Source organism: Alteribacter lacisalsi, assembly GCF_003226345.1.
GTDB lineage: Bacteria > Bacillota > Bacilli > Bacillales > Salisediminibacteriaceae > Alteribacter > Alteribacter lacisalsi.
Genome location: NZ_PDOF01000001.1, coordinates 161,275 through 187,907, shown reverse-complemented (window position 1 = coordinate 187,907; position 26,633 = coordinate 161,275). Strand labels below are relative to the sequence as shown.

Here is a 26,633-nt window from a genome sequence, read left to right as displayed (position 1 = left end):
GTATGAGAGTAAATATTGAACGGGTAAAACAGAAGTTTAACAAACTAGCCTCGATTGGAGGAACGGCCAATGGAGGTGTTCATCGTCTTGCCCTATCAGATGAAGACCGGGAAGCAAGAAATCTGTTTGTGGAATGGTTGAAAGAGCGGGAACTGGAAGTGAACATTGATGATCTTGGGAATATTTACGGCATCAAAAAGGGTACCGATCCTTCCCTCCCCCCTCTTGTCCTCGGTTCCCATCTGGATACCGTTCCATATGGAGGCAGGTTTGACGGTACGCTCGGCGTCTTAACCGGGCTTGAAATTATTGAAAATCTGATAGATGAAAATCAGGAACATACCCAGTCTGTTATTGTCGTTAACTTTACTAATGAAGAAGGTGCAAGGTTCCCTAAGCCGATGATTTCAAGCGGCGTACTCGCGAATAAATACACAACGAAGGATATGCACATGCTTCGGGATGTAACCGGCAAAACAATAAAAGATGAACTGGACCGAATTGGATACAGCGGAAAACGTGAAAACAGAATCACCAAAGCAGATAAATTCTTTGAACTTCACATTGAACAGGGCCCTGCACTTATTGAACAGGGCGCCAGTGCAGGTATCGTAGAGGGTATTCAGGGGCTCTCCTGGCATCAGGTGACATTTGAAGGAGATGCGGACCACGCAGGACCTTCCCCTATGGCATTCAGGAAGGATGCAGGTGTGGGGGCTGTGAAAGCGATGTACCGTCTTCATGAATGGGTCAGCTCTGCAGGGGATGAGACAATGATTACGTTTGGAAAAATAAAAACCGAACCAGACGTGGTAAACGTTATACCCGGTAAAGCCGTTTTTTCAGTGGACATCAGGCACCCTGATCCGAACATCCTCCAACGCAGAGTTGAGGAAATGAAGCAGATTGTCATAGAAACGTCTCTGGAAACCAGGTTAACAAATTGTATTGAGGATCTATCCTACATGCCGCCCGTGGTATTCTCCTCCGACCTCACGGAGCAGCTGGAAGAAATATGCCTCAAAGAATCCATTCCAGCAGTAAGAATGTACAGCGGTGCTGGACATGACGCCATGTACATGAACCGAATCGCCGAGACTGTCATGGTCTTTGTTCCGAGCCTGAACGGTAAAAGTCATAATGAAGCAGAGGAATCCAGGTGGGAGGACATCGAATCCTGTATGAACCTGACAGCAGAACTTGTGACACTCTCCCTTCATTCACGAGAGCGTCAGAAGTAAACGCTTTAATTAGAAGGATGTGTTAAAGCTCAATGCTGATTTGACTTAAAGCTGATTGAAGCGATGCGCGACACTCCTGCGGGAAGAGCGCGTTCAGGGGAGACCCCGCAGGGCGGGTTATCCCGAGGAGACTCCCGGACCGCCCGCGGAAAGGGAGCGCAATGAGCGGAAATTAGCAATTAATTAACAGCCAATTAGAAAAAGAAGCCGGCTCCTTTACCATAGGGAACCGGCTATTTCTCTTTACCCTTCGTAATGAACGAGGAAGTTTTTCTTTTTTCCACGGCGGATGATTGTAAACTGACCATCAATGCGGTCTTCCGGCCCCATCGTCTTGTCCATTTGCTGACAGCGGTCGCCATTGATGTAAACCGCACCGTTCTTAATATCTTCACGGGCCTGTCGTTTCGATGGTGACACGCCTCCTTCCACGAGAAGATCAATGAGCCCTTTCCCTTCCTCGCTTGTAAAGGATGGCACATCCTTGAAACCTTGTCTGATTTCATCTGCGGACAGGCTTTTCAGATCCCCGCCCCCGAAGAGAGCTGCAGAAATGTTCTGTGCCTGACGGACAGCGTCCTGGTCATGAACAAAGGCAGTGAGTTCTTCTGCGAGACGTTTCTGTGCAGCACGTTCGTGCGGACGTTCTTCAACTTCTTTTTCCAGAGCGGAAATGTCCTCGCGGGAAACGAATGTAAAGTACTTGAGAAACTTAATTACATCACTGTCTTCGGTATTGAGAAGAAACTGGTAAAATTCATACGGCGACGTTTTTTCCGGATCAAGCCAGACGGCCCCTCCTTCTGTTTTACCAAACTTCGATCCGTCTGCTTTTGTTACAAGAGGAATGGTGAAACCGAATGCTTTTGCCTTTTCGTCTTCTTCCTGTCCGTACATTTTGCGGATAAACTCGAGGCCGGCCGTAATGTTACCCCACTGATCGCTGCCTCCAATCTGAAGCTTGCAGTTTTCTTCCTTATACAGATGGTAGAAGTCATAGGATTGAAGGATCATGTAGCTGAACTCTGTAAAAGAGATGCCGGACTGAATGCGTGATTCAACAGAATCTTTTGCCAGCATATAATTCAGACCGAAGTTTTTCCCTACATCCCGGAGAAAATCAATCACTGACATTTCGCTGATCCAGTCGTAATTGTTTTTCAGCTTCGCCCCGTTCTCCCCGTCAAAATCCAGAAATCGCTCGAGCTGGCTTCTGATTTTTTGGCTGTAGCCTTCCACGACACTCTGTTCATTAAGCGTTCGTTCAGCTTGTTTCCCGCTCGGATCTCCAATCAGCCCTGTCGCCCCGCCTACCAGAGGAAGAGGTCGGTGCCCGGCAAGCTGGAAACGGCGAAGCGTAATTACTGTAATCAAGTGACCGATATGGAGGCTGTCACCTGTCGGATCAAATCCGCAGTAAAGGGCAATCTTTTCTTTATCAAGCAGGTCGGTCAGTCCGTCTTCGTCTGTTGCCTGATTGAGCAGGCCGCGGAATTTGAGATCTTCAATTAATGTCATTCTTTACACCTCTTTAATAGAATTAGTAAAAAAATTGGGATTAATGTCCTGGTGTGACGGGTATGGTTCCTGATGTACATAATTTGATTATTTTGCGCACAAAAAAGACTCCTCCCTCCAAAGGGACGAGTTTACTCGCGGTACCACCCTCGTTGAAAATGATCAGTCATCTTCCACTCACGGATAACGGTCCGTTTTCCGCCGGTGCACACCGGTAGCTCAGGGATGTAATTCACAGTGCGGCTTTGTACCGGTTCCCACCATCCACCGGCTCTCTGTAACAGGGAGTCGTCTGCTACTGCTTTCCCGTCAGTGCTTTATCTATGAGTCGGCTGTGTTTTGCTTATCAGTCGAATGCGGCTCTATCTTTTCAGAGAGCAGCCGATATTCCATATGGGTCTAAAACATACAGCCTTTGATACTCATTTTTTACCACATCCAGTCTGTCTGTGTCAAATCTCTCACGGGCATTTCTGTTTCCTGCTGTATTAAAAAAAGAGCGGATTATGGTATAATATGAAAGATATAATAGGGGGTTTGGCTAATGTCAGATAATAAATTTTCATTCCGGGATTTTTTCCGGCGCCGGGAAACCCAGTCGGTATTCAAGGGCTTCCGGATCACATCACAGGTAGTCTGGAACTTATTCTTAATTTTTGCTGTGCTTGGTGTTATGGGTGTAGCCTTTGCCGGAGCAGCCGGAGCCGGATACTTTGCTTCTCTTGTTAAGGACGAGCCGATTCGCTCCTATGATGAGTTGAAAGAAAGCATCTATGATTATGAACAGACATCTACTATGTATTTTGCGGACGGGGTGCCTCTTGGTGAGGTAAGAGCTGACCTTGAGCGCCATCCAGTGGATCTGGATGATATTTCACAGCACTTAATAGATGCTGTAATTGCAACAGAAGATGAATATTTTTATGAACATGATGGTATTGTACCGAAAGCCCTGCTTCGTGCTACATATCAGGAGTTTGCCAGTTCAAACGTTCAGACGGGAGGAAGTACGCTCACGCAGCAGCTTATTAAAAACCAGCTGCTTTCTAGTGAGGTGAGCTTTGACCGTAAAGCCGCCGAAATTCTTCTGGCCATGCGTCTGGAACAGTTTTTTGAAAAAGATGAGATTCTCGAGGCGTACATGAACGTAGTTACTTTCGGAAGGAATGCCAACGGCCGCGGGATTGCAGGTGCCGAGGCTGCTGCACAGGGCCTCTTCGGAGTTGAAGCCTCAGAACTTAACATTCCACAGTCTGCTTTTATAGCAGGACTCCCCCAGAGCCCTTACGGCTACACACCGTTTCTCGGGAGCGGAGAACTGAAGGAAAACTTTGATGAAAACCATCCGGGCATGAGACGGATGCGTACTGTTCTGGAACGTATGCAGCGTCACGGCTATATTACCGAAGAGGAACGTCAGGAATCACTGGACTTTGATCTGATCGACAGCTTCACTGAACGTACGGAAGACAGTTATGAACAGTATCCACATATCAGTGACGATGTCCAGCGCCGTGTAGAAGATATTCTCTATGCCCAGTACCTGGAAGAGGATGGAATAAACATTTCTGAAATTGTAGACCCGGTTGAACGGACTGCAACCCGCGATGAATACCGCGAACGTGCAGAGCGTACTTTCCGAAGCGGCGGTCTTGAAATTCATACTACACTGCACAAGGAAATTTACGATGTTCATCAGGAAATTGTAGCGGAGTATGAGCATTTTTACAGGGATAGAACGGTTGATGTACTCGATGAAGATGGCGACAAAGTTTCCGAGTATGACTCTATGCAGGAAACAGGCGCCACCCTCATTGAAAATGAAACTGGCCGTATTATCAGCTACGTTGGAGGACGGAACCCTGAACAGAGCTACAACCTGGCTTCCCAGGGAAGTATGTCCATCGGTTCCACGATGAAATCCTTCACATATGGTGCCATGATGGAGGAAGGTATGCTGCAGCCGGGCTTCATTACGCTCGATGCTCCATATTCTTACACCGCAGGTGATGAAGAACACACGATTACCAACTTTGATGAAGAGCGATTTGATGGTCTGATCACGATCAGACATGCGCTTCAGGCTTCCCTTAACACACCGGCGATCCGGGAATTCAGCCGGACTGAGTTTAACCAGTTGAAACCATATATTATGGACTTGAATATGATTACCGAGGACATTGATCTCTATCAGACTTTCCCGCTCGGCTATCATAATGTGAGTGTAGAGAACACTACGAATGCTTACGCGACACTGGCCAGAAAAGGAAAACATAAAGACAGCTATCTGATCGAGCGGATTGAAACATCAGATGGTGAAACGATTTACGAACACGAAACGGATGAAACGGAAGTCTTTTCAGAACAGACGTCCTACCTGGTTATTGATATGCTCCGAGATGTGATGGAACCGGGCGGTACAGCAAGCGGCCTGCCTAACAGACTCGACTTTTCCGCAGACCTTGCAGGGAAAACCGGTACTTCAAATGCAGCAAGAGACGCGTGGTATGTCGGAACCAGCCCGAACTTTTCGATGGGTGTCTGGTTCGGTTACCGTGAAAACCTGTCTCTCCCATATGAAGAAAACCAATACGAGGACATGGGCTACTCACCTAGAGTCCAGGAGCTGTGGGCCCGTCTGATGAACGCAGTATATGAAATCGAACCCGATCTTGTTAATGAATCCGCCACATTTGAGCAGCCGGGCGGCATTGTCAGACAGGAAATCTGCGGGATCTCCGGCCTTCTTCCTTCCGACCTCTGCCGGGAAGCAGGACTGGTCACAACGGACCTGTTTAACGTGGACATGGTACCGACAGAGAGAGACGACAGCCTGGAACGTACACAGTATGTAACAATTGATGGACGCAACTACAAAGCGCTCAGTTCAACACCTTCAGAATTCACACGTTCCGGTGTTTCTGTAAACGAAGAGTACTTTGACCTTGATGATGATCTTGATATTTCCGAATACCTGCCGGACGACTGGGATACCCTCGTACCGGACCGGGATGCGCCGGATAACGGCAGGACGCCCGGATCAATGTCCGGGGTCTCTTCTTCCGGAAGCAGCGTCACATGGAATAGCCATCCGGATGATGATATTGTAGGTTACCGTATTTACAGATCTTCATCTGAAAATGGCAGCTACAGCCGTGTGAGCAGTGTCCGGGCAAACGAATCCTTGTCCTACTCCGGTGCTGCCGGATTTTACAGAGTAACTGCTGTTGACGCAGCCGGCCGCGAGTCGAGCCAGAGCTCTCCTGTCAGTGCAGGAGGCGGCGGCTCTCCTGATGACGGAGACAGCGAAGATTCTTCTGACAGTGGAAATGACAACGGCGGAAGCGATGACGGAAACGGCAGTGACGATGGCGATTCCGATGACAGCGGCAACGGTAACGGTAACAGTAATGGCGATGACGATAATGACAATGGTAATGGTAATGGTAACGGTAACGGCGATGACGATGACGATAATGGTAACGGCAACGGCAATGGTAACGGCGATGACGATAATGGTAACGGCAATGACGATGATGATAATGGCAATGGTAACGGCAATGGCAACGGCGATGACGATAATGGCAATGGTAACGGCGATGACGATGATGATAACGGTAACGGCAATGGTAACGGCGATGACGATGATGATAATGGCAATGGTAACGGTAACGGCAATGGTAACGGCGATGACGATGATGATAATGGCAATGGTAATGACGGTAACGGTAATGGGGATTCCAATGACGGAAACCGTGAGGATGAGGAAGAAGAGTAACCTCTTCTCATATTAGTGTTATCCTGGTGTCCGTGTATGCAGCAGTCTGCAGACACGGACACCTTTCTTTTTTTCTTCTGCTTTTACAATACTGTGAATTTTTCGTCTTCAGGACTCTCACTTAAAATTGTATGATATAGTAAAATTGGGAACGCTTCCGTAAATACGGTTAACTCTTCCGTATTTGTGGAATGGAAATAGTAGGACATTGAACGTAAACTTTACAATAGTACTGACTTTTTAGTGGAGGGCGGGAGATCGTGAAACATAAAAAAACGTATCATTCCCTGGAAATCAATAAGGGTGACAAAAGCATCCTCGTAGAAGGCCCCATAAAAAAAGAAGCGCTTGAAAGCTTTAAAATGGACGACGGTCTGGTCGCTTTCAGGCCGCCGGACAAGCAGAAAGAAGCTCTGTTGAAAGTCATTGATTTTCCTGAAAGCAGGCTCATTATTGCCCGTGATGGTGATAAGATCGTCGGCTACGCGACATTTCTTTATCCAGATCCTATGGAGCGGTGGTCCGAGGCGGAACTGGACAATCTTCTTGAGCTTGGCGCTATCGAAATTTCAGCCGATTACAGAGGCTACAGTCTTGCCGGCAGTATCCTTAAAGTTGCCATGAAAGATGATGCCATGGAAGATTATATTATTCTTACTACCGAGTATTATTGGCACTGGGACCTGCGCGGCACCGGTCTGTCAATCTGGCAGTACCGGGATGTTATGGAGAAGGTGATGAGTGCCGGGGGGCTTGAGCCTTATGCTACTGATGATCCTGAGATTTGCTCCCACCCTGCGAACTGCCTGATGGCAAGAATCGGAAGCCGTGTCGGACACGACTCGGTCCTTGAGTTTAACCGGGTCCGTTTCAAACATAAATACATGCTGTAACCAGTGTTTTTGAATTAATAGAGAGCGGGGGAATGCGATATGATGTTAGAACAGATTATGAAAACAGATGTCATTTCCGTAAAGGCATCCGATAAACTCTCAAAGGCTTTTTCATTAATGGAGGAACATAAAATCCGTCACCTTCCTGTAACTGATGACAATTTGCTGATTATCGGAATGGTCTCTGACAGAGATTTAAGAGATGCCAGTCCTTCCGTTTTCAACCCTAGTGAAGCTGTTTTTTCTGAAAAGGAAGTGGCCTCTATTATGAAGCGGGATGTGATTACCGCGCTGCCCACTGATTTTGTCGAAGACGCAGCAACTGTTATGGTTGAAAATCAGTTCAGCTGTCTGCCGATTGAACGAGATGACCGGCTGATCGGGATTATTACCGACTCGGATCTGCTTAAAACTCTCGTTCGGCTTACCGGGGCAGATCTTCCTACTTCCCGTCTGGAAGTACAGGTGCCAAACGTATCGGGAATGCTCACTAAAGCGGCAAGCCTGATTAGTGACCAAGGTGTAAACATTCAGAGTGTGCTCGTATACCCTGCAAGTGACCCTGAAAAGAAAACGCTCGTTTTCCGCGTCCAGACAATGGACACACGGAAGCTTGTTGAAAAAATGGAAGACAATGATTTTTCAGTCCTCTGGCCGGAACTGAGTCCGGGGATGTCTGTATGAAACGTGACGCAGCCTTTATCTATTCTCCTGAGCAGCTGAGCTACAAGTTTAATGAACATCATCCGTTTAATCAGGAAAGACTGAAAATTACGAACGATCTTCTTCTTACCCTCGGTGCAGTAACGGAAGAGGAAATGATGGTGCCTCGTATGGCCAGTGATGACGAACTGCTTCTCATTCACAACCGGGAGTATGTAGAGGCAGTAAAAGATGCAAGCAGAGGAAAAGGACGGGCTTCCTATGCTGCTACATACGGAATTGGTACGGAAGACACACCCGCCTTCCAGGGAATGCACGAAGCAGCTGCCTGGCTGACCGGCGGTACACTCACAGCTGTGGAAGCAATTTTTGAAAAAGGCTATAAGCATGCGCTTAACCTTGGCGGTGGTCTTCACCATGGATTCCGCGGAAAAGCGTCGGGTTTCTGTATATACAATGACAGTTCCATCGCTATTGAATATATGCGGAGAAAGTACGGGGTTCGGGTTCTGTATATTGATACTGACGCCCATCACGGGGACGGTGTTCAATGGGCCTTTTATGATGATCCTGATGTATGTACTCTCTCCCTGCACGAGACCGGACGTTATCTGTTTCCCGGCACTGGTAACGTCAATGAGAGAGGACAGGGCGAAGGGTACGGCTATTCCTTTAACGTTCCGCTTGAGGCATTTACTGAAGATGATTCGTGGCTGAAAGCTTACGAAAAAACAGTTGAAGAGGTTGCCGGCTATTTTAAACCTGATGTGATCATTACCCAGAACGGCGCAGACTCTCACTATTACGATCCGCTCACACATTTATGCTCAACGATGAAAATCTATCATGAAATCCCTAAAATTGCCCATCGTCTCGCTCATAAACACTGTGACGGAAAATGGCTGGCTGTCGGCGGAGGAGGGTACGATATATGGCGTGTCGTCCCGAGAGCATGGTCTCTCATCTGGCTGGAGATGACCAATCAGGCAGAGCAGATTACAGACGACCTCATCCCCTCTTCCTGGCTGAGAACGTGGTCTCCCCATACAGATCACAACCTGCCTAAGAGATGGTTTGATGACCGGGATATCTATCCGGAAATTCCGCGAAAACCGGAAATTGAAAAGAAAAATGACCGTACCGTACAAAAATGTCTCGAGCCTATTTACCGCCGGCACAAACAGGTTCCTATTTAAATCCCAAACCTTTCCGAAAACAGCTTTTAAAAAACGCGGATCCATTTGGATTCCGCGTTTTTTGGTGCAATCTCATCTGTTATACTTTTACCTGTTTCTTCCTCTGCAGGATACACTTCGAAGCTTCTTCGTCTAAATTTATCTATTTTTTCAGCATTCGCTCCACAATGGCTGCCGACCGCTTCGCTGCTTTATTCACAAAGGAAGTAAAGCTTTCCGCGGCCTCCCCGTTTGCCTTATCGGAAATAGACCTTATGACGACATAAGGGATACGATTTACCATGGCTGCATGTGCGACTGCTGCCCCTTCCATCTCCACACAGACGCCATTAAAAGTATCAGACAATTCATTTACGAGGTCCCGATCGGCGACAAACTGATCACCGCTCAGGACAATTCCCTTCATGACTTGGACACCGCCGACTGTTTCAGCAGCCGTATAAGCGGATTTGATCAGCGTCTCATCAGCAGGAAAAACGGAAGGACCATCGAACATGGGGACTTCACCTTTTTTAAACCCAAGAGGGCTGGCGTCCAGATCGTGCTGCTGGCAGGCAGTCGAAACGACGATGTCTCCTACTTCAAGTTCCTTGTGCAAGGCTCCAGCGACACCGGTAAAAACAATACGATCTGCCCCGCAATAATCAATCAGAATCTGGGTGGTCACCGCTGCATTTACTTTTCCGACTCCGCACCGGGTTATAATAACATCCTGCCCGTGCAGATTGCCTTTGTATAGCGTCAGATGTGCTTTTTTTACTTCTTCGAACGATTCCCCAGAAGCAAGAAAGTAACTTATTTCTTCCTCCATAGCGCCGATAATGGCTGTTTTCATCGTTCCACCCCCGCAGTATTTTACTTGTATCCACCGCTCTCTATTTTATATCGGGGCACCTGCACCTGTAAATGTCGAAAAGAAAGACTGGGGCTGGAATTTCCCCGGAAATGATCGAGTCGCTGTTTATTCATCGTAGGCCGGATCGGAAATGACAATTACCACCCGCCGGTTTTGCCTGAGGTTTTCTTCTGAGGTGTTCGGGACTAACGGCTGGGTTTCCCCGTGGCCTATCGCTATAAATCTTTCCTGGCTCAGAACAGCCTCTTCCACCAGATAGCGGATCACACTGGAAGCCCTCGCGCCTGAGAGTTCCCAATTCGACGGGAAGCGCTCTGTACTTATAGGGAGACTGTCTGTGTGCCCTTCTACTTTAACGATGTTTCGAATTTCACCAAGCAGGGTGCCAATCTTATCAAGAAAAGGCTTGCCTGCAGAGAGAATTTCCGCTTCCCCTGAGTCAAAAAGCATCTGTTCCTGCAGAACAAGAACGACTCCCTGTTCATCTCTCGTGGCTGATATTTCCTCGCTGAGATTATGATCTTCTAAGTACTGATTGACTTCTCTGAGCAGTTCATCAAGTTCTTCTTCCTCTACTTCGTCACTTCCCGAAACCAGGGCATCTTCAAGAGGTATTCTTTCCATCTCACGGAAATCAGTGTTCACTTCATGATCTTCTGCAGGATGCTCTGACGGAATCAGGGAAGGAAAACCATCAAAGACTGCTCTGTCCTGAAAGGATTCAGCAAGAGCCTGGAATTTCTGAGTATCTACAATACTCATTGAAAACAGGAGAATAAAGAAGACAAGGATCAGTGTCATCAGGTCGGAAAAGGTCACCATCCATTTCGGTGCCCCTTTGTCACTGACCTGCTTTCTACGCCTGATCATATACTGCTTCCCTTTCTTCAGCTGTTTCCTCAGCATCATTTTTCTTTTTCCGGGCCGGTACGAAGGCGCCGAGTTTTTCTTCGATTATTTTCGGATTCTGGCCGGACTGGACACCAATAACGCCTTCAATAATAATCTGTTTGACGAAGACTTCTTCCTCCGTATTTCCTGCCAGTTTATTTGACATCGGTATGAAAACAAGGTTGGCTAATAGCGTTCCGTAAAGGGTTGTAAGGAGGGCAATCGCCATATTAGGTCCCAGTGTAGCCGGATCATTCAGGCTCTGAAGCATAAGTACGAGGCCGACCAGCGTACCGATCATCCCCCAGGCAGGTGCATATTCACCAGCTTTTTCAATAATTGAGCGGCTTTTCTGATGGCGGTCTTCCATCGCAATAACCTCTGCCATCATAATCTCTTTAATTGTTTTTTCTTCATGACCGTCAATTGCAAGCAGCACGCCTTTTTCAATAAAAGGATCTCCGATTTCCTCCACATCTCTTTCCAGGGAAAGCAGACCTTCCCTGCGGGCTTTCGTAGAGAGATTTTTAAAAATCTCTACAAGCTCATGAAGATCATACTGGTTCGAATGAAACGTTTCTTTAAACACTGTCGGCAGAAGCTTCAGATCCTTTGATGTAAAGTTTACAAAGATGGCTGCAGAGAGACCGCCAAGAACAATGACAATAGAGGTCCACTGCATGAAAAAGTGAAAGTTTCCTGCACCGGCATTGGCGAAGACGGCCAGAAAAATCATCGTCATTCCAATAAAGATACCAACCGGTGTCAATAAATCAAGCTTTTTCATCCCTTTCCCCCCAGCTTTGCCTGCTTTGTTTACAATAGTGAACGATTCGGCCTGAAGATCATCCAGACGACCTGACTGTCTCTGGATGACCGCATAAGCCTGGTATGTTTACTCGGAAGTTTTTGTAGAATTGCGGTGCTCAATTCTATGCGGAAGAAGAACTACGTCATCACTGACTTCTTCTTTGTTCATATACTTCGTGAGAAGGCGCATGGAAACCGCCCCGATATCATACATCGGCTGAACCACTGATGTAAGGGTCGGACGAACCATTGATGCCAGACGGGTATTATCGAAACCGATAACTTCGAAATCATCCGGAACCGTATAGCCTTTATCCTGTGCGCCATGAATAACTCCGAGAGCCATTTCATCCGTTGAGGCAAAAATCGCTGTAGGCTTGTCCTTTAGAGATGTAAGCCTGTCCATTGCCTCAAGACCTGAATCGTACGTATAATCACCGATCACGACGTAATCTTCATTAACTTTCATGCCCGCTTCCTCAAGGGCCCTTTTATAGCCGGCATACTTCTGGTAGCCATTGATTGGGTCCTCAAGTGTACCGGAAAGCATGGCGATCTTCGTATGACCTTCATCAATAAATGATTTAACTGCATCGTACACAGCATTCTCATAATCGATATTCACACTTGGAAGCGCTTTTTCTTCATCGATCGTGGCTGACAGTACAACCGGTACCGGTGACTGCTTAAACTGCTGTACATGCTCCTCCGTAATTTCCCCGCCCATGAAAATAAGGCCGTCAACCTGTTTTTCGAGAAGGGTGTTGATCAGATGGATTTCCTTTTCTTTGTTCTGATCCGAGTTACAGAGAATAATGTTGTACTTGTACATCGTTGCAATATCTTCAATTCCGCGGGCCAGTTCAGCAAAAAAGATACTTGAGATATCAGGAATGATGACCCCTACAGTCGTTGTTTTTTTGCTGGCAAGCCCTCTGGCTACAGCGTTTGGCCGGTAGCCGAGACGTTCAATCGCTTCAAGGACGCGCTTTCTTGTAGTCGGTTTTACGTTGGGATTTCCGTTAACTACCCGTGATACGGTAGCCATTGATACCCCGGCTTCCCTCGCTACATCGTAAATTGTAATATTCATTTATAGTCCTCCTTACATCATTTACCAAATTATGGCTTTCATGTTTTCATAACGTAATGTTATGATACGACACTTTAAGGAGGGGCGCAAATTCTTTATTTATATCGGTATTGCGCCCCTGAACCTTTAGTGTAATGTGAATATTTCCTAAGTATTTATCCAGGTTCTGCTCAGTGATTTTCCGAATTATGCCTAATCAATTCGGAACTTTTTTCCGGCTATCCGGACAGTGTCACTGTTATCATCGTGCAGGAGTGTATATGTCATAATGCCGGAACGGCCTTCATAATGGAAATCCATTTGTAAAACTGACTGATGCTCTGAATGAGTTACCACACGGATACTCATCGGATCGGCATGAAGAATGGAAGGTCCCAGGTCACCGGGCTTTGCAGCAAGAAGATTTCCTTTGCTGCTTCGCTCTTCATCGGTCATCCGTAAGGTTGTTTTTTGGGCCATATCTTCTGTCATGTACCTCTCAAGATAAGCAGTTAGTTCTTCTTTCCGGCTGAAGTCTTTAAATACGGTATACCCTTCTTCATTCCTTTTTAATGCTTTCATCGGTTTTTCAATTGCTGCCTCTGCTTCTGCCACAAGGGTCGGAAGCTCGTTCGTCCCCGCCTGCTCAATTGTCTGATCCGCATAAATCGGATACTGTCCGGCCCCTATAAAATCCCCGCCTTCTCCTGGTGAACCGCATCCCTGAACGATGACGGCAATCACGATCACTGAAGCCAGTGCTGATAATCGTCGGTACATACTCTCACACCCTGATCTGTTTTCTTTAGGGTGGCATTTTTATGGATTCTATATACAGAGAACTGTGACCACACAAGTATCCAGGGTACCTTCAGACTTTTTTCGAAACCAAAAAAACGCACCGGCATTCTTCTGCCGGTGCAGTTTTTTTTATCCCTCTACTGTTGCAGCAGAGTTTGCCTGCGGCTTGTAAAGACCTGACTCTTTCAACTTGCTGATAAATTCATCAAATTGGTCGATGTCCATCTGCTGAGCAGAATCGGACAGGGCCACTGCCGGATCCGGATGGACTTCAGCCATAACACCATCCGCTCCAATAGCAAATGCTGCTTTTGCCGTTGGCAGAAGAAGATCTCTCCGGCCTGTTGAATGTGTCACATCTACAAAGACCGGCAGATGTGTTTCCTGCTTCAGAATCGGCACAGCCGAAATATCCAGTGTATTTCGGGTTGCTTTTTCGTAAGTGCGGATTCCACGCTCGCAAAGCATTACGTTTTTATTGCCTTTGGACAAAATGTATTCTGCTGCATTCATGAATTCCTCAATTGTAGCACTCAGGCCGCGTTTTAAGAGGACTGGTGTATCAACAGAACCGGCTGCTTTAAGAAGTTCAAAGTTCTGCATGTTCCTTGCTCCAATCTGTATCACGTCTACATAGTTGACTGCCATCGGAATGTCGCCGGGGTTTACAATTTCGCTGATCACAGCAAGACCATGCTTGTCTGCTGCTTTACGGAGAATTTTCAGGCCTTCCTCTCCAAGTCCCTGGAAATCATAAGGGGAGGTCCGGGGTTTGAACGCACCGCCTCGGAGGAATTTCACCCCCTGTTTCTTCAGAGCTGCTGCTACGGCATCGACCTGTTCATAGCTTTCAACCGAACACGGTCCGGCAATCAGACGCTGCTGTCCGTCACCAACACGCTCGCCGTTAATTTCCACAACCGTATCGTCAGCCTGGCGCTTACGTGATACCAGCAGTGCCTTACGGTGGTCATCTTCCTGAAGTTCGAGACTGGCTTTAAAAACCTGTTTAAAAATATGCTGAAGGGTAGACGTTTCAAACGGCCCCTTGTTTACTTCGGTAATCATATCAAGCATTTTTCGTTCCCGAACAGGATCAAAACGATTAAGTCCCTGGGCTTTCTTGACCTGCCCGATTTCCTTGGCGAGTCTTGCTCTCTCATTGAGCAGTTCTACTAACTGCAGATTTACCTCGTCTAATTCTCTTCTCAACTCTTCTAACTGTTCGTTACCCATAGGTGATAACTCCTCTCCTTTAATCATGTTGACCATATTCTTGGCGATTAGGGACTATTATAAACGATCATGTGCATCATGTCACCCATTTTTTCTTTATAACTTAGACGCTTTTAAGCACTAAAGTGGATTAAGCCTGTCATGCTCTTTTTTTCTCCCTCAATTTTTTTTATTATGTTAGCATATGCGCAGTTGTACTTGCCAGTGATTCGGTTATTTAATCCGGAAAATTAAAATGCGTTTTTCGTAAATAATGCTGCTTTATTACACTGCGGGCAGGCGCGTTCCTGTCCTTATCTTTTGGCTCTGTTAAAGTCTATTGTTGATTTCCGCTCACTGCCCTCCCTTTCCGCGGGCACCACTACAGCAGGCAAAGCAGTAACCCTGCTTCTTCCTCTGCAAGAATTGCTTCGAAGCGTCTGCGTCGAAGCAACTCGAAGCGGTCTCACGAAGTAACCGCTCGTCCCTGCGGGGTCTTCCGTCGGTGCTTTTCCCACAGGAGTGTCGGGCGTTCGCTCCAATCAACTTTCTCTAAAAAACAACATCAAGCTTTAACAGAGCCTACTTTTTGAATAGCGGCAATTTAGGCGAAAAGCGCCAGCCAAAAAAACACCCTGTCATTAGAGCAGGGTGTTTTCGCCGGCAACAGTTATTTTTCTTCCCATGCTGCCGAAAGGTTGTCTTTCGTTACGTTCCAGTGGGAATTATGCCATTTCACTTTGCCTTCTTCAACAAGGAGTACCTGTGGTGATTCATGTTTGATGTTGAACCGCTCTGCAACTTCACTTGAGAGCGATCGGGATTCCTGCACGTTAAGGTAATATACAGGTACATCTGTATTTTCACCTGCAAAAGCCTCCGTGTCGTTAAATGCCTGGGTGCTGATCGGACATGTGGTACTGTTTTTTAAAAAAAGAAAGCGGGATTGCGTCGAAACAAGATCATCCCACTCTTCTACAGAATTGATTTTTTTCATACTCATGAAAGCCGCTCCTTCTTGTATCTTTACTGAAATAACTTTACGCTTGCTTTTCGCGGCAGTTGCCGGCGAGCCTCCAATGCCCCAGGAGTTTCGCTGCCGGCGTCTGCTGCGCATTCTAGAGGTTTACTCACTAAAAGGTATACTTATTTTATTTAATGCAGGGGAAGGCTTTTATTCACTGTCCCCGCGTTTTTCGCGCTCTTTTTCTTCTACTTCCTTTACAAGCTGCTCAACGGAGCGCTGAAGTTCTTCAACTTCTTTTTTTACACTGGCGGCAATTTCCTCGCCTGCGTTTTCAAGATCGTTTGTCAGACTCTCGGCAGAGTCAGTCAGTTCTTCAACATCCTTGCGTACTGAGCGGGAAAGCTCTTTTACCCGGTCCACAAGGGAATTGGACTGTTCAGACACGCTCTGTGCAAAATTTGAGGTGCTTTCTTTTGCCGTGCTTGCAAACTCCGTTGTTTTTTCTTTTGCCATTTTTGCCCCTTCATTCAGGTCTTCCCGGAGCTCTCTCCCCGATTTCGGTGCGAGAAGCAGTGCTGTGGAAGCTCCTAGAATCCCTCCAAGAAGTGATCCAATCAGAAAATCTTTTGCATTGATGTTGTTTGGTTCGTTTTGCTCACTCATCGTATTTTCCTCTCCTCACTATTTAGTGGTTTGCTGTTCAGCCTGAGCCTGGGCACGGGCTTCTTTTTCCCGTTTCATTCTCCATTTTTCCCAGACACCCATGGCAACATTAGCCCATTTTACTGTTTGCGCAACCTGCTCGGAATTTTCATCAGCTTTCTGGTTGATCGCAGCCGACATCCGTTTTACAGACGTGTTTACCGACTTGAGGGAATCACCAAGTTCTTTTGCAGAATCAAACACCCCGTTTAATGAATCTGATTTTCTCTGAATGTCATCTGCAATCAGATTGGTCTTATGTAAAAGCACAGTCGACTCCTGGGAAATCCCATCAATCTGCTTCTCCATTCCTTCAACCGTCGTTGACACGCGGTCAAGGGTTTTGCTTACTGCTTTCAAAGTACCAATCACATAAATCACCAGCACAGCGAAAGCCACTGCAGCAATCGCTGCACTTACGTATAATAACCACTCCATAATAAAAGCACCTCCAGCATCTTCTGATCCGGTTCTGTATACATTATTCTACATTTTCCTTCGCATTTCCTCCACTAAAATGAACATCTGAATTGGACGGGCAGGTTCCTGACAGGTAAAATAAATACGTACATACACACAGGTCATTTCTTTTATATGCATTTTGACCTGAATACAAGGAGGAACCACCGTATGAGAGATCCCCGTATTCAAACATTAGCCAAAAACCTGATTAATTACTCCGTAAATCTGCAAAAAGGCGAAAATATTCTTATTGAAAATTTCGGTATTCAGAAAGAACTCGTGAAAGCCCTTGTAGAAGAAGCTTTTGCAGCCGGAGGGAATCCCCAGGTTTTACTAAAGGATCATGAAATTAACCGTACCCTATTAAACGGTGCTTCAAACGACCAGCAGAACATGATTGCCGACATCGAAGCCTATCAGATGGAAAAGATGGACGCCTACATCGGCCTGAGAGCAGGCGATAATATTAATGAACTGTCCGATGTGCCTGCTGAAAAAATGAGCCTGCATTCTCAGACAGTCGGTACAAAAGTTCACCGCCATATCCGCGTGCCGAAAACGAAGTGGGTTGTTCTCCGTTACCCGAGCGCTTCAATGGCCCAGCTTGCCAAAATGAGTACCGAGGCGTTTGAGAACTTCTATTTTGACGTCTGTAACCTGAATTACAGTAAAATGAGTGAAGCAATGGATGCACTCGTCAGCCGCATGAACAAAACAGACGAAGTCCGCATTACAGGCGAAGGAACTGATCTTACTTTTTCGATTAAGGATATCCCTGCCGTAAAATGTGCCGGCAAGCTGAATATTCCTGACGGCGAAGTGTATGCCTCCCCGGTCCGGGACTCAGTTAACGGGACGATTTGTTATAATACCGCATCTCCTTATCAGGGCTTCACTTATGAGAACATTGAACTTACTTTTGAGAACGGTAAAATCGTGCATGCTGAAGCCAATGACACGAAAAAAATCAATGAAATCTTCGACACAGATGAAGGCGCCCGCTATATTGGCGAGTTTGCCATCGGCGTTAATCCTTTTATTCAGCATCCGATGCAGGATATTCTATTTGATGAGAAAATCGACGGGAGCTTCCATTTTACACCAGGACAGGCATACGAGGATGCCTATAACGGCAACGATTCGGCGATTCACTGGGATATCGTCTGCATCCAGCGCCCGGAGTATGGCGGCGGAAACATCTACTTTGACGGCGAACTTGTCCGTGAAAACGGCCGTTTTGTAACAGATGACCTGAAACCTCTTAACCCGGAAAATCTTAAGTAAGCATCTGTGCTTATGACTCAATCCATACAATAAAGCTGGAGCGCCTGAGCTGCTCCAGCCTTTTTTGTTCCCTGAATATGACCTTTAGTTGGCAGAAGCTTTTTCGTAGGCGTCCTGAAACTTCTGAACGTCTCCTGCTCCCATAAACAGAAGGACTCCCTGGGCGTGACGGTGAAGCTGACTTACTGACTCTTCGTCCACCACGATTGATCCCGGAATTCGTTCCTGAAGATCCTGAATTGTAAGGCTCTGCTCTTTTTCCCTTGCCGAGCCGAATATATCACACAGGTACACCTGATCCGCTTCTTTGAGACTTTCCGCAAACTCATCCAGGAAAGTCTTTGTACGTGTGAAGGTGTGAGGCTGAAAAAGAGCCACCACTTCCCGGTTTGGATACTTCTGCTTTGCCGACTCGATTGTGACGGCAATTTCAGTCGGATGGTGAGCATAATCATCGATCAGAACCTGGCTCCCGAACGTTTTTTCACTAAAGCGCCTCTTTACGCCACCGAACGTTTTCAAATGCTCCTGAACGACGGAAAGATTAATATTTTCATACTCGCAGAGAGCGATCACGCTAAGGGCATTCAGAACATTGTGATTCCCGTAGCCCGGTATGGTGAAAGAACCGCATGCAGTATTGCGGACAAACACATCAAAATGAGTTCCATCAGCATCCGTTCTTAAATTCTTGGCCTGAAAGTCATTATCTTCGCCAAGTCCGTAATATACAACTGGGGCAGGCGCATTAATCTGCTGGAGATACTCATCATCACCACAGGCAATGATCGCTTTCTTCACCTGTTTGGCCATATCCTGAAAAGCTGCAAACACATCTTCAGCATTCTTAAAGTAATCAGGATGATCAAAATCCACATTCGTCATGATCGCATAATCGGGATGGTAGTGAAGGAAATGTCTGCGGTATTCACAAGCTTCAAACACAAAGTACTCGCTGTTCTCTTCCCCTTTACCTGTACCGTCACCAATCAGATAGGACGTAGGCTTTGCATGCTGCAGCACGTGCGACATCAGACCCGTTGTAGATGTTTTTCCGTGTGAACCAGTGATGGCAATGCTCGTAAACTCCTGAATAAACTCGCCGAGAAACGTCGGGTAGGGACGTACCTCCATTCCTTTAGCGGCAGCTGCCTCCACCTCTTCATGATCCTCTCCGTAAGCGGCGGACGCGATAATCGTCTGGCCTTCACGGATATTTTCCTTACTGAAAGGAAGCAGGGGAATTCCCTTGTCCTCAAGAGGCTTTTGCGTAAAGAATACTTTGTCTACATCCGATCCCTGCACATTATAATTCATATCACTGAGAATCTGTGCCAGGGCACTCATCCCGGAGCCTTTTATACCGATAAAATGAAACATTGTCATATTGGACCTCCAAATTGAGTAATCACATAATGGCGCCCGAATTCAGGAACAAGTCGTTACAGTATATGTCTGACTGCCTGTTTCGGGAATCGCCCTGAAAACATACCTGTACATTATAGCAAATTACAGGTTCTGCAACCATCGCTCCACTTTCATGCACCGAAAGTTCCATATATTTCACATAAAATATACCTGTTAACCTTTTTCCAGTTTCAACGGCGACGAAACTTGGAATTAAAAACTTTTAAGCAAATCCATCTCCTCATCCATTCCTGCGTTCAGCATAACGCAGATAATCGATGCCGTATTCTTTCATGTAACGGGTTACAGCGGCGGGGGAATCCTTCCGTTTCTCTGTCAGGAGACCCTCAAGCTGAGCGGTTACCTGCTTTTTTTCCTCTCTGGCCACAGTAAAAGCGGGACCTGCCGCAAAGGTCTTAAATCCAACGGGAACAAATCTCATAAACACGAGATCACCCTCTTCTCCCCTCAAATCTGATAAAAAAGAGGTAACTTCCATCATCTCATTGTTTACAAGCCTTTTTACTTTTACATTGCCCCCGGATCCTTTACCGGTCACTTCTGCAGGTTCGAGTGACATGAGCATCAGGTGACCGCAGAGGTCAAGCATAGGGGCACTCAATTGATGCCTGTGCTCCCTCACAAAAAGGTCAAACATTCGCGACCCGATGACAGTCACGTAATCAAAAGCAAACCAGTGTTCGAACTGCAGCTGTATCCACCGGTCAAACACCTGATTTTCGGGGTAATTCACTTTATGGGAAAACAAGCGCTTCGCTCTAACCTTTTCACGAAGGTTTGCCTGACGTTCGATGAATGTAAAAAAGAGATCATACACTTCTGTCAGCGAGTCTTCCGCTTTTGCCTGTTTTTCATTTCTCAATTTCTGAAAATCAATAATAAAGGAGGTTTTCTTTTTTGTCACCGTAACCATCCTTTCAAAGCGGTTCGGAGTAACAGGAAAAGGCTGCATCATCTCCTGCAGCCCCCTGTTCCGTCATTCATTCCGTTTAGTTCACACTGTTTTCATTAAGATCAATTCGTTCCATTCGAGAATTCGACCTGTACTTTCGTCCAAGCTTGGCCTCATGCTCCCCGTTAAGCAGCACATTGTCGCCTGTAAACGGAACATTGAGTTTGAGAAGGCTGCTCCCGACTCCGTAGATATCAACAGGCGCTTTGATTTCCTCGTAACGGGAAATCCGCTCTGCATCAAACCCGCCTGATGCGACAATCTTCACGTGGTTATACCCTTCCCGGTCCAGCGCTTCCCGCAGACCGAAAAGAAGTTTCGGATTTACACCGCGGGGGTCAAATGTGCCAAGAAGATCCGGGTTACGGGTAAAATACTTGTCCACCAGCGTGTTGGACGTATCAACCCTCACACCTTTAAGTGTGTCACCAAATTCTCTGGCTGCACGCAGGGAGTCCGTAATCACATCGTTATTGTAATCTACCAGGGCCATCAGGTCATCTTCAGGAAACGTTTCGTGATAGGCTCTGCACGCCTCGACGATGTCCCCTTTGAAAAGCTGGATCATGGCATGCGGCATCGTGCCCATCCCTTTTTTGCCCCACCACTCGTTCATTGCGTGGGTTGCCTGGGCTTTTGAACCGCCTATGTATGCGGAATAACCGTCCCCCGACTGCTGTGTATAATGGTCATCTCTGTCCCCCATGAAGATAACAGGCTTGTCGATTCCGCCTGACTGGGCTGCTTTTACGACTTCATACACATTCGTTGCTACAGAGGTTCTTCTGGCCAGAATCCCGTCAATCACCCCTTCAAGGTAGCCGAAATGCTGATAAGGTCCCTTGATTGTCATGACTGTTTCAAACGGTTCGATACGATCCCCGTCTTCAAGAGAATGAACTTCCAGTTCCCCCGGGTTCTTCGCAAAAGTTTTCAGCAGCGCAAGGACTTCATCCGTCCCGCAAAGGACTGCGTTTTTCTTCTGGAAAAACTGCATGAGAATTTCATTATCAGGCTTATACTTTTCAGCAATCTCACGGGTTTTCAGGAAATACACGGCAGAGAACCAGCCGTCCCCGATCCGCTCGTCAAATTTAAATGTTTTGTTCGTAAGCCTTTTAATTCGGCCCTGTAATTTCTGATAAATTTCCTTTTCACTCATGTAAAGGCTCCTCTTTCCGAAAAAAAGAGAGTGGCTGCACCGGGCCGTCCTCCGGCGAACCGGTGCAGATGCATTCTCTTAGTGGTATATTGCATGCTGACGCTTTTCTTTAATGACAGCTTCGACTATTTCTATAAGATCCTCTTCGCTCATACGTCTGATGCCGTCGCGGACGACGATCAGCTGGGATTGCTCTTCTTCCTTTAACATTCGAAGCCAGTCCGGTGAAACAAATTGTACTAGACTTACTAATGGAAGGTGCTCCATGTGAATCCCTCCTCAGACTAGTTATTTTGTTACCCTGCCTTGTTCTTCATGTTACGGAACGTGCAATGTTGATTGAAGCTCAGAGGAAAAAGAAAACGGGATTCGATCCCGTTTATACCATATTGTATAGAAAATTATATGGTGTGTGTAGTCTTATCTTACCCTTTTTCGGCAAAACTTTCTTCCAATTCGTCTTTTGTAAGGTAAACATCTCTCGGTTTGCTTCCTTTTGCAGGAGAAATGACACCTCTGTCTTCCAGAAGATCAATCATCCGGGCTGCCCGGTTAAAGCCCATCCGGAACCGTCTCTGGATCAGTGACGTTGAAGCGGCCCCCTGATCCACAATAAACCGGCAGACTTCCTCAAACAGCGGATCGTCCGCTTCTTCTGTTTCTCTGGCCGACAGCTCTTCTTTCTCAAACAGAAATCTTGGCGGACCGCTCTTTTTAACGTGTTCTGTTACCCGCTCAATTTCATCATCCGAAACAAAGGCACCCTGTAGTCGGACGGCTTTGGATTCCCCGTTGCCAAGGAAGAGCATATCCCCTCTTCCAAGCAGGCGCTCGGCCCCTGAAGTGTCCAGAATCGTTCTGGAATCTGTCTGTGCAGAAACGGAGAAAGCGATACGGGTCGGAATGTTTGCCTTGATCAGACCTGTAATGACGTCCACTGACGGCCGCTGTGTTGCAACAAGGAGATGGATGCCACACGCCCTTGCTTTCTGGGCAATCCTGCAGATCGCATCCTCCACCTCCTGTGGAGAGACCATCATCAGGTCAGCCAGTTCGTCAACTACAACAATCAGGTATGGGAATACCTGATCTTCCTTTCCCTGTTCCCTCATTTTCTTATTATAACGCGTTAAATCTCTTGCTCCTGTCTCAGCAAACCGTTCATAACGACGCTCCATCTCCTCTACTGCCCATTTCAGGGCAAGTGTCGCTTCCTTGGCATCCGTAATAACAGGTGCCGCAAGATGAGGAAGGCCGTTATATGGAGCAAGTTCCACCATTTTCGGGTCAATCAGCAACAGTCTTACCTCTTCAGGAGAGGCTTTGTAGAGAAGACTGAGCAGGATCGCATTCATACAGACACTTTTACCGGACCCGGTTGCACCGGCAATCAGACCGTGAGGCATCTTCTGCAGATCTGTTACAACCGGCTGGCCTGAAATATCCACGCCCAGTCCTGCTGTAAGAGGCGACTCACTCTGGATATAAGCCCGGCTTTTAAGAATCTCACGCAGGAACACAGGATCCGATTTTCTGTTTGGCACTTCAATTCCGATCGTGTTTTTACCTGGAATAGGGGCTTCCATTCGGATATCTCTTGCTGCAAGACTCAGCTTAATATCGTCCTGAAGGTTGGTGATTTTACTCACCTTCACACCGGGTTCAGGCTGAATCTCAAAGCGGGTTACTGAGGGCCCCCGTGTCACATTGACCACCTTTGCTTTAACGTTAAAGTAAGACAAAGTCTGATCCAGAAGAGCTGACTGCTCTGCCAGTGCTTCATCATCTTCCTGTGTGCGTCCCGGTGGCACTTCAAGGAGATGCAGTTCAGGGAGTACGCCTTTTCCTCTATTCTGCTTATCACGCCGTTCCTGCTTTACTCTGTCCCGCTGAAACATAAGAACGTTATACGGAACAGCAGAAGTACTGCTGTTCCCGGCTGGACGAGGTGGCGTTTTATCGTTCTTTTTTTCCTGTTTCTCATGGCTTTCCTGACCGGTTCTCTTCTGCTGATCTTGTAAAGCCGGTGACGGATGGTTCTTCTCTTTCCTCTGTACCTCATGCCGGCTGTCTTCGATTACAGGTTCAGCCTTCTCCTCACCAGGGACAGAGTCCTCTTCAGTACCTTCAGTATATGCCGCATTGGCGGAATCATTAGCCGGTGACGTAACTTTCTCTTCTTCATAGTACTTATGTTCAGCAGCCTCTTCAGACCCGGTGTAAGGTGCTTCCGGCTTATTTACGGTTTCTACAGGTTCGTCAGTCAGTACTGTCTCAGAAGTGAGTACCTCATTTGGACTTTCATGATTCAGAGTACGGGGCTCGCTCGTGTGAACGGAAACGTCATCCTCATCCGCGGTTTGATCGTCTTCGAAAATTTTTTCATTATTAGATTCACCGTCTGCCTCGGGATGCTCATTCATTTCCTCTGAGTTTTCCTCCTGGTAAGTGTCACTCTCCAGTACAGATTGGACAAATGCCGGGATTGCAGGCTCTGTGGCTGCCGCTGATTCTTTTTCGCCTTCTGCTGAGCCATTAGATTCTTCTCTTTCGTTTTGTTCAAAAACATTCTTCTGATGATCAGGGTCAGTTGCGGCTTTCGAAAGCTCTTCTTCATACTGCTTCTGCGTCATTTCCTCCGTCTCTTCGGAATCCACATGCCCTTCAAGCTCGAGAAACTCGTTTAAGACGTCTTCTCTGTATTTCTGCAGCGTATCTTCATCCCTTTTTCCAAAGCCGAAAATAGGCGAAGGAATCTGGCGCACGGAAAAATTATGGCCCGCGAATTTCTGCTTGTCTATGTAGTCAGGGCCCACTGTTGATTTTGGTGATTGCGTCGGCCTGGCTGCTTCTTCTGTCGGTTTTTCCTGTGCCGTTTCATTAAACTTGAGGTACTTTCGCTGTGCTGGTTTGCGTTTTTTTTGTTCCTGAGTCTTCTGAACGGCTTCCTGTTCAGGCATTACTTCATCTTCTGAAGGTGATTGGTGATATTGCTGACGCTCGCCCGCTCCTTTCCCGAGAGGCTCGTGGTCCTTTACGACCGGAAAGCGGAAAGCCCCGGTTTTCGGATACTGATGCAGCACCTTCGCTTCTTCGCCCTTATTTAAATGCACACTTTTACCGTAACGGTAATCTGCTTTCTGCTGAACCTGACGATTCCCTGCAGATTCTGTTTTATCGGACTCTCTTACGCCGTCTTCGTTTTCCCCGAAAAGATTTTTAACCTGTCCAAGTATTTTTTGAAAATTAAATCCCATTTCATCACAACCTTTTTCTGCGCTGTCTCTTGTCATCCGTAAACAGGCGTTCCTTTTTTAAGGTAATCTCATTTTAACAGAAAAGCCATGGTCCCGGAGTCCCATTCATCGTTACAAATTTGTTGCGAAGTGTTCGGAGGAAACAGCAAATTCAGCGCCGGCCTGCCATTAAATATGAGTGGAAGGAAAAAAGCCGGCACACCATGCCGGCTCATCATTCATTCCTATTCCTGTTCCACTGATTCTTCGATCCCGTTGCGGGCTAATGCCGTATTAATAAGCTCGACAAGGCCGGCATTGAACTCGATCCTGCCTTTGCCACTGACAGATCCGTATTCAGAAGGATTAAAAATATTGTATCCTGCAGTTTTACCTGTCTCTTTTTCCGTAATACGCGTAATACCCTCAATTCGGGTCCAGTTACATTCTGCTTTATCCAGATCCATCAGCTGGACGAAAAGTGTATCTCCTGCTCCGTCCAGATTGTAATATGCCTTCATCCTTGTCCTCCTTGTCTACTTGTCCTTCGGTTTTCTCTGAGCGAGAATGAACACCGGCTCAAGCTCCCCGTCATCGTACATGAACGGCAGTGCCGTTATCGGGGACGTTCCCTTGGCGTAAAAGGAAAACGCCATCTGGGCGAGTACATCATAGCCCCGCTCGTTTCTCATATCACCGAAAATGAGAACGTCCTGATGAGGAATGGATACTGTAAGCTGTCCTTCAGTTTTTTCGTCCATCTCACGAAGAAGGGAATCATTCAGGATGCGGCTTGCATCGTATCCGTCATTGGTATTGATAAAGTAGAATGTATTGCCGGCAACCATATCCGTCTTTACTGTGTGTTTCAGTGAACGAAGATTGAACAGAGCCGCCTCTTCCACATGTTTTTCTGTGACGCCTTCCTCTGCCAAATGAGCTTCACTCATCAGCACGTAAGTTTTTCCCAAATCAAGAGCATAATAAACCCGCGACTCAGCAGTATGTTCCTTTGTCACAAGTCTGTCACCGTCTGCTGTCTCTTCTGTAAAAGAAGTCGGGCGAATGACCGGGAATATCCGGCTTTCGTTTCCTTTTATCCGGACCTTTGCCGTCAGTGCCGCCACGCCTTCCCGAATATAATGGAGCACTTCATCAAGTGCCTGTTTCTCATCTTTTTTAAATTTATCGCTCAATGGACTGAGAGAAACTGTAATACCTTTTTTTGTTTCTTTGTCCACTATTCTATATACTTCTTTTTCACGGTCGTAGGATGTAATAAACGGATCGTTCTTCAGTTCTTCATCCAGCAGCCGTTTAATTGCTATAGGTTTCATTTTCTCAAGATCCTCCTGTCTTCCGTCACTCTCAGAAACAGTTTAACACGGCTCGACAAGGATACAAAGAAAAGGGGCTGTTCCAAAGTCCTCAAACGAAAAGCCCTCACCGTCGGGTGAGGGCTATACATACCAGAGAACGCACATCTCTCGGCAGCTGATTCCGATA

The 26,633-nt window shown here is 46.8% G+C and carries 23 protein-coding genes and 1 other annotated feature; of the genes, 6 read left to right on the top strand and 17 right to left on the bottom strand.

Annotated features, from left to right (window positions below):
* Nucleotides 1-2 precede the first annotated feature (2 nt).
* Entirely contained in the window at nucleotides 3-1,241 is a 1,239-nt protein-coding gene (locus tag CR205_RS00860) for a Zn-dependent hydrolase (RefSeq protein WP_110516006.1), read from the top strand.
* A gap of 243 nt (nucleotides 1,242-1,484) precedes the next feature.
* Here the strand turns inward: CR205_RS00860 and tyrS are convergent, their stop codons facing one another.
* Nucleotides 1,485-2,759, bottom strand: a complete 1,275-nt coding sequence (gene tyrS / locus CR205_RS00855; protein ID WP_110516004.1) for a tyrosine--tRNA ligase — start codon at nucleotides 2,757-2,759, stop codon at nucleotides 1,485-1,487.
* A 118-nt stretch (nucleotides 2,760-2,877) separates the two neighbouring features.
* Nucleotides 2,878-3,081 (bottom strand) — a binding site (T-box leader).
* A gap of 222 nt (nucleotides 3,082-3,303) precedes the next feature.
* On the opposite strand from tyrS, the gene CR205_RS00850 reads away from it, so the two are divergent.
* The 4 genes from CR205_RS00850 (at nucleotide 3,304) to CR205_RS00835 (ending at nucleotide 9,289) form a co-directional block, all read left to right on the top strand.
* Nucleotides 3,304-6,537 (top strand): transglycosylase domain-containing protein, encoded by a 3,234-nt coding sequence (locus CR205_RS00850; protein ID WP_110516002.1) that lies wholly within the window; start codon nucleotides 3,304-3,306, stop codon nucleotides 6,535-6,537.
* Nucleotides 6,538-6,797: 260 nt separating this feature from the next.
* Entirely contained in the window at nucleotides 6,798-7,430 is a 633-nt protein-coding gene (locus CR205_RS00845) for a GNAT family N-acetyltransferase (RefSeq protein ID WP_110516000.1), read from the top strand.
* 39 nt (nucleotides 7,431-7,469) lie between these two features.
* On the top strand, nucleotides 7,470-8,114 hold the full coding sequence (locus CR205_RS00840; RefSeq protein ID WP_110515998.1) for an acetoin utilization AcuB family protein: 645 nt from the start codon (nucleotides 7,470-7,472) through the stop codon (nucleotides 8,112-8,114).
* On the top strand, nucleotides 8,111-9,289 hold the full coding sequence (locus CR205_RS00835) for an acetoin utilization protein AcuC (RefSeq protein ID WP_110515996.1): 1,179 nt from the start codon (nucleotides 8,111-8,113) through the stop codon (nucleotides 9,287-9,289). The genes CR205_RS00840 and CR205_RS00835 overlap by 4 nt, the downstream gene beginning before the upstream one ends.
* 142 nt (nucleotides 9,290-9,431) lie before the next feature.
* On the opposite strand, the gene CR205_RS00830 is transcribed toward CR205_RS00835, so the two are convergent.
* The 9 genes from CR205_RS00830 to CR205_RS00790 form a co-directional block, all read right to left on the bottom strand.
* Entirely contained in the window at nucleotides 9,432-10,124 is a 693-nt protein-coding gene (locus CR205_RS00830) for a 5'-methylthioadenosine/adenosylhomocysteine nucleosidase (protein ID WP_110515994.1), read from the bottom strand.
* A 126-nt stretch (nucleotides 10,125-10,250) separates the two neighbouring features.
* Entirely contained in the window at nucleotides 10,251-11,015 is a 765-nt protein-coding gene (gene motS, locus CR205_RS00825) for a flagellar motor protein MotS (protein ID WP_110515992.1), read from the bottom strand.
* Nucleotides 11,002-11,823: a flagellar motor protein MotP gene (gene motP, locus CR205_RS00820; RefSeq protein WP_110515990.1), complete on the bottom strand. Its 822-nt coding sequence runs from the start codon at nucleotides 11,821-11,823 to the stop codon at nucleotides 11,002-11,004. Before motP ends, motS begins: the two co-directional genes overlap by 14 nt.
* A 108-nt stretch (nucleotides 11,824-11,931) precedes the next feature.
* The gene (gene ccpA / locus CR205_RS00815; RefSeq protein WP_110515988.1) at nucleotides 11,932-12,939 is read right to left on the bottom strand and encodes a catabolite control protein A; all 1,008 of its coding nucleotides are present in this window, start codon (nucleotides 12,937-12,939) and stop codon (nucleotides 11,932-11,934) included.
* A 192-nt stretch (nucleotides 12,940-13,131) separates the two neighbouring features.
* Nucleotides 13,132-13,698 carry a hypothetical protein gene (locus CR205_RS00810; protein ID WP_110515986.1) on the bottom strand — a complete coding sequence of 189 codons (567 nt, stop codon included), beginning with the start codon at nucleotides 13,696-13,698 and terminating at the stop codon, nucleotides 13,132-13,134.
* Nucleotides 13,699-13,848: 150 nt separating this feature from the next.
* The gene (locus CR205_RS00805) at nucleotides 13,849-14,955 is read right to left on the bottom strand and encodes a bifunctional 3-deoxy-7-phosphoheptulonate synthase/chorismate mutase (RefSeq protein ID WP_110515984.1); all 1,107 of its coding nucleotides are present in this window, start codon (nucleotides 14,953-14,955) and stop codon (nucleotides 13,849-13,851) included.
* A 649-nt stretch (nucleotides 14,956-15,604) separates the two neighbouring features.
* The gene (gene ytxJ, locus CR205_RS00800; RefSeq protein ID WP_201745330.1) at nucleotides 15,605-15,937 is read right to left on the bottom strand and encodes a bacillithiol system redox-active protein YtxJ; all 333 of its coding nucleotides are present in this window, start codon (nucleotides 15,935-15,937) and stop codon (nucleotides 15,605-15,607) included.
* Nucleotides 15,938-16,108: 171 nt separating this feature from the next.
* Nucleotides 16,109-16,564 carry a YtxH domain-containing protein gene (locus tag CR205_RS00795; RefSeq protein WP_110515982.1) on the bottom strand — a complete coding sequence of 152 codons (456 nt, stop codon included), beginning with the start codon at nucleotides 16,562-16,564 and terminating at the stop codon, nucleotides 16,109-16,111.
* 18 nt (nucleotides 16,565-16,582) lie between these two features.
* Nucleotides 16,583-17,041: a DUF948 domain-containing protein gene (locus tag CR205_RS00790; RefSeq protein WP_110515980.1), complete on the bottom strand. Its 459-nt coding sequence runs from the start codon at nucleotides 17,039-17,041 to the stop codon at nucleotides 16,583-16,585.
* Between the two features lie 192 nt (nucleotides 17,042-17,233).
* Here CR205_RS00790 and CR205_RS00785 point away from each other — a divergent pair, with 192 nt between their 5' ends.
* Nucleotides 17,234-18,349, top strand: coding sequence for an aminopeptidase (locus tag CR205_RS00785; RefSeq protein WP_110515978.1), 1,116 nt, complete (start codon nucleotides 17,234-17,236; stop codon nucleotides 18,347-18,349).
* Nucleotides 18,350-18,433: 84 nt separating this feature from the next.
* On the opposite strand, the gene murC is transcribed toward CR205_RS00785, so the two are convergent.
* The 7 genes from murC to CR205_RS00750 form a co-directional block, all read right to left on the bottom strand.
* Nucleotides 18,434-19,735 (bottom strand): UDP-N-acetylmuramate--L-alanine ligase, encoded by a 1,302-nt coding sequence (gene murC, locus CR205_RS00780; RefSeq protein ID WP_110515976.1) that lies wholly within the window; start codon nucleotides 19,733-19,735, stop codon nucleotides 18,434-18,436.
* Between the two features lie 262 nt (nucleotides 19,736-19,997).
* The gene (locus tag CR205_RS00775) at nucleotides 19,998-20,732 is read right to left on the bottom strand and encodes a hypothetical protein (protein WP_110515974.1); all 735 of its coding nucleotides are present in this window, start codon (nucleotides 20,730-20,732) and stop codon (nucleotides 19,998-20,000) included.
* A gap of 34 nt (nucleotides 20,733-20,766) precedes the next feature.
* Nucleotides 20,767-21,891 carry a nicotinate phosphoribosyltransferase gene (locus tag CR205_RS00770; protein ID WP_110515972.1) on the bottom strand — a complete coding sequence of 375 codons (1,125 nt, stop codon included), beginning with the start codon at nucleotides 21,889-21,891 and terminating at the stop codon, nucleotides 20,767-20,769.
* Between the two features lie 78 nt (nucleotides 21,892-21,969).
* Nucleotides 21,970-22,158 (bottom strand): hypothetical protein, encoded by a 189-nt coding sequence (locus CR205_RS00765; RefSeq protein ID WP_110515970.1) that lies wholly within the window; start codon nucleotides 22,156-22,158, stop codon nucleotides 21,970-21,972.
* A gap of 158 nt (nucleotides 22,159-22,316) precedes the next feature.
* A complete protein-coding gene (locus CR205_RS00760) occupies nucleotides 22,317-25,148 on the bottom strand; it encodes a DNA translocase FtsK (RefSeq protein WP_236634673.1) in 2,832 nt (943 codons plus the stop codon).
* 224 nt (nucleotides 25,149-25,372) lie between these two features.
* Nucleotides 25,373-25,648: a DUF4479 family protein gene (locus CR205_RS00755; protein WP_110515968.1), complete on the bottom strand. Its 276-nt coding sequence runs from the start codon at nucleotides 25,646-25,648 to the stop codon at nucleotides 25,373-25,375.
* A gap of 15 nt (nucleotides 25,649-25,663) precedes the next feature.
* Complete coding sequence (locus CR205_RS00750) at nucleotides 25,664-26,464, bottom strand: DUF1444 family protein (RefSeq protein WP_110515966.1); 801 nt, start codon at nucleotides 26,462-26,464, stop codon at nucleotides 25,664-25,666.
* Nucleotides 26,465-26,633 lie beyond the last annotated feature (169 nt).

What these genes read in the sequence shown, in the direction of transcription:
- CR205_RS00760 (WP_236634673.1), bottom strand. Translation starts at nt 25,148, where the DNA reads ATGGGATTTAATTTTCAAAAAATACTTGGACAGGTTAAAAATCTTTTC.
- CR205_RS00835 (WP_110515996.1), top strand. Translation starts at nt 8,111, where the DNA reads ATGAAACGTGACGCAGCCTTTATCTATTCTCCTGAGCAGCTGAGCTAC.
- CR205_RS00850 (WP_110516002.1), top strand. Translation starts at nt 3,304, where the DNA reads ATGTCAGATAATAAATTTTCATTCCGGGATTTTTTCCGGCGCCGGGAA.
- CR205_RS00775 (WP_110515974.1), bottom strand. Translation starts at nt 20,732, where the DNA reads ATGATGCAGCCTTTTCCTGTTACTCCGAACCGCTTTGAAAGGATGGTT.
- CR205_RS00805 (WP_110515984.1), bottom strand. Translation starts at nt 14,955, where the DNA reads ATGGGTAACGAACAGTTAGAAGAGTTGAGAAGAGAATTAGACGAGGTA.
- CR205_RS00830 (WP_110515994.1), bottom strand. Translation starts at nt 10,124, where the DNA reads ATGAAAACAGCCATTATCGGCGCTATGGAGGAAGAAATAAGTTACTTT.
- CR205_RS00840 (WP_110515998.1), top strand. Translation starts at nt 7,470, where the DNA reads ATGATGTTAGAACAGATTATGAAAACAGATGTCATTTCCGTAAAGGCA.
- CR205_RS00795 (WP_110515982.1), bottom strand. Translation starts at nt 16,564, where the DNA reads ATGAGTGAGCAAAACGAACCAAACAACATCAATGCAAAAGATTTTCTG.
- CR205_RS00750 (WP_110515966.1), bottom strand. Translation starts at nt 26,464, where the DNA reads ATGAAACCTATAGCAATTAAACGGCTGCTGGATGAAGAACTGAAGAAC.
- CR205_RS00765 (WP_110515970.1), bottom strand. Translation starts at nt 22,158, where the DNA reads ATGGAGCACCTTCCATTAGTAAGTCTAGTACAATTTGTTTCACCGGAC.
- CR205_RS00790 (WP_110515980.1), bottom strand. Translation starts at nt 17,041, where the DNA reads ATGGAGTGGTTATTATACGTAAGTGCAGCGATTGCTGCAGTGGCTTTC.
- ccpA (WP_110515988.1), bottom strand. Translation starts at nt 12,939, where the DNA reads ATGAATATTACAATTTACGATGTAGCGAGGGAAGCCGGGGTATCAATG.
- motS (WP_110515992.1), bottom strand. Translation starts at nt 11,015, where the DNA reads ATGATCAGGCGTAGAAAGCAGGTCAGTGACAAAGGGGCACCGAAATGG.
- CR205_RS00785 (WP_110515978.1), top strand. Translation starts at nt 17,234, where the DNA reads ATGAGAGATCCCCGTATTCAAACATTAGCCAAAAACCTGATTAATTAC.
- CR205_RS00770 (WP_110515972.1), bottom strand. Translation starts at nt 21,891, where the DNA reads ATGAGTGAAAAGGAAATTTATCAGAAATTACAGGGCCGAATTAAAAGG.
- CR205_RS00810 (WP_110515986.1), bottom strand. Translation starts at nt 13,698, where the DNA reads ATGTACCGACGATTATCAGCACTGGCTTCAGTGATCGTGATTGCCGTC.
- CR205_RS00860 (WP_110516006.1), top strand. Translation starts at nt 3, where the DNA reads ATGAGAGTAAATATTGAACGGGTAAAACAGAAGTTTAACAAACTAGCC.
- ytxJ (WP_201745330.1), bottom strand. Translation starts at nt 15,937, where the DNA reads ATGAGTATGAAAAAAATCAATTCTGTAGAAGAGTGGGATGATCTTGTT.
- tyrS (WP_110516004.1), bottom strand. Translation starts at nt 2,759, where the DNA reads ATGACATTAATTGAAGATCTCAAATTCCGCGGCCTGCTCAATCAGGCA.
- CR205_RS00755 (WP_110515968.1), bottom strand. Translation starts at nt 25,648, where the DNA reads ATGAAGGCATATTACAATCTGGACGGAGCAGGAGATACACTTTTCGTC.
- motP (WP_110515990.1), bottom strand. Translation starts at nt 11,823, where the DNA reads ATGAAAAAGCTTGATTTATTGACACCGGTTGGTATCTTTATTGGAATG.
- murC (WP_110515976.1), bottom strand. Translation starts at nt 19,735, where the DNA reads ATGACAATGTTTCATTTTATCGGTATAAAAGGCTCCGGGATGAGTGCC.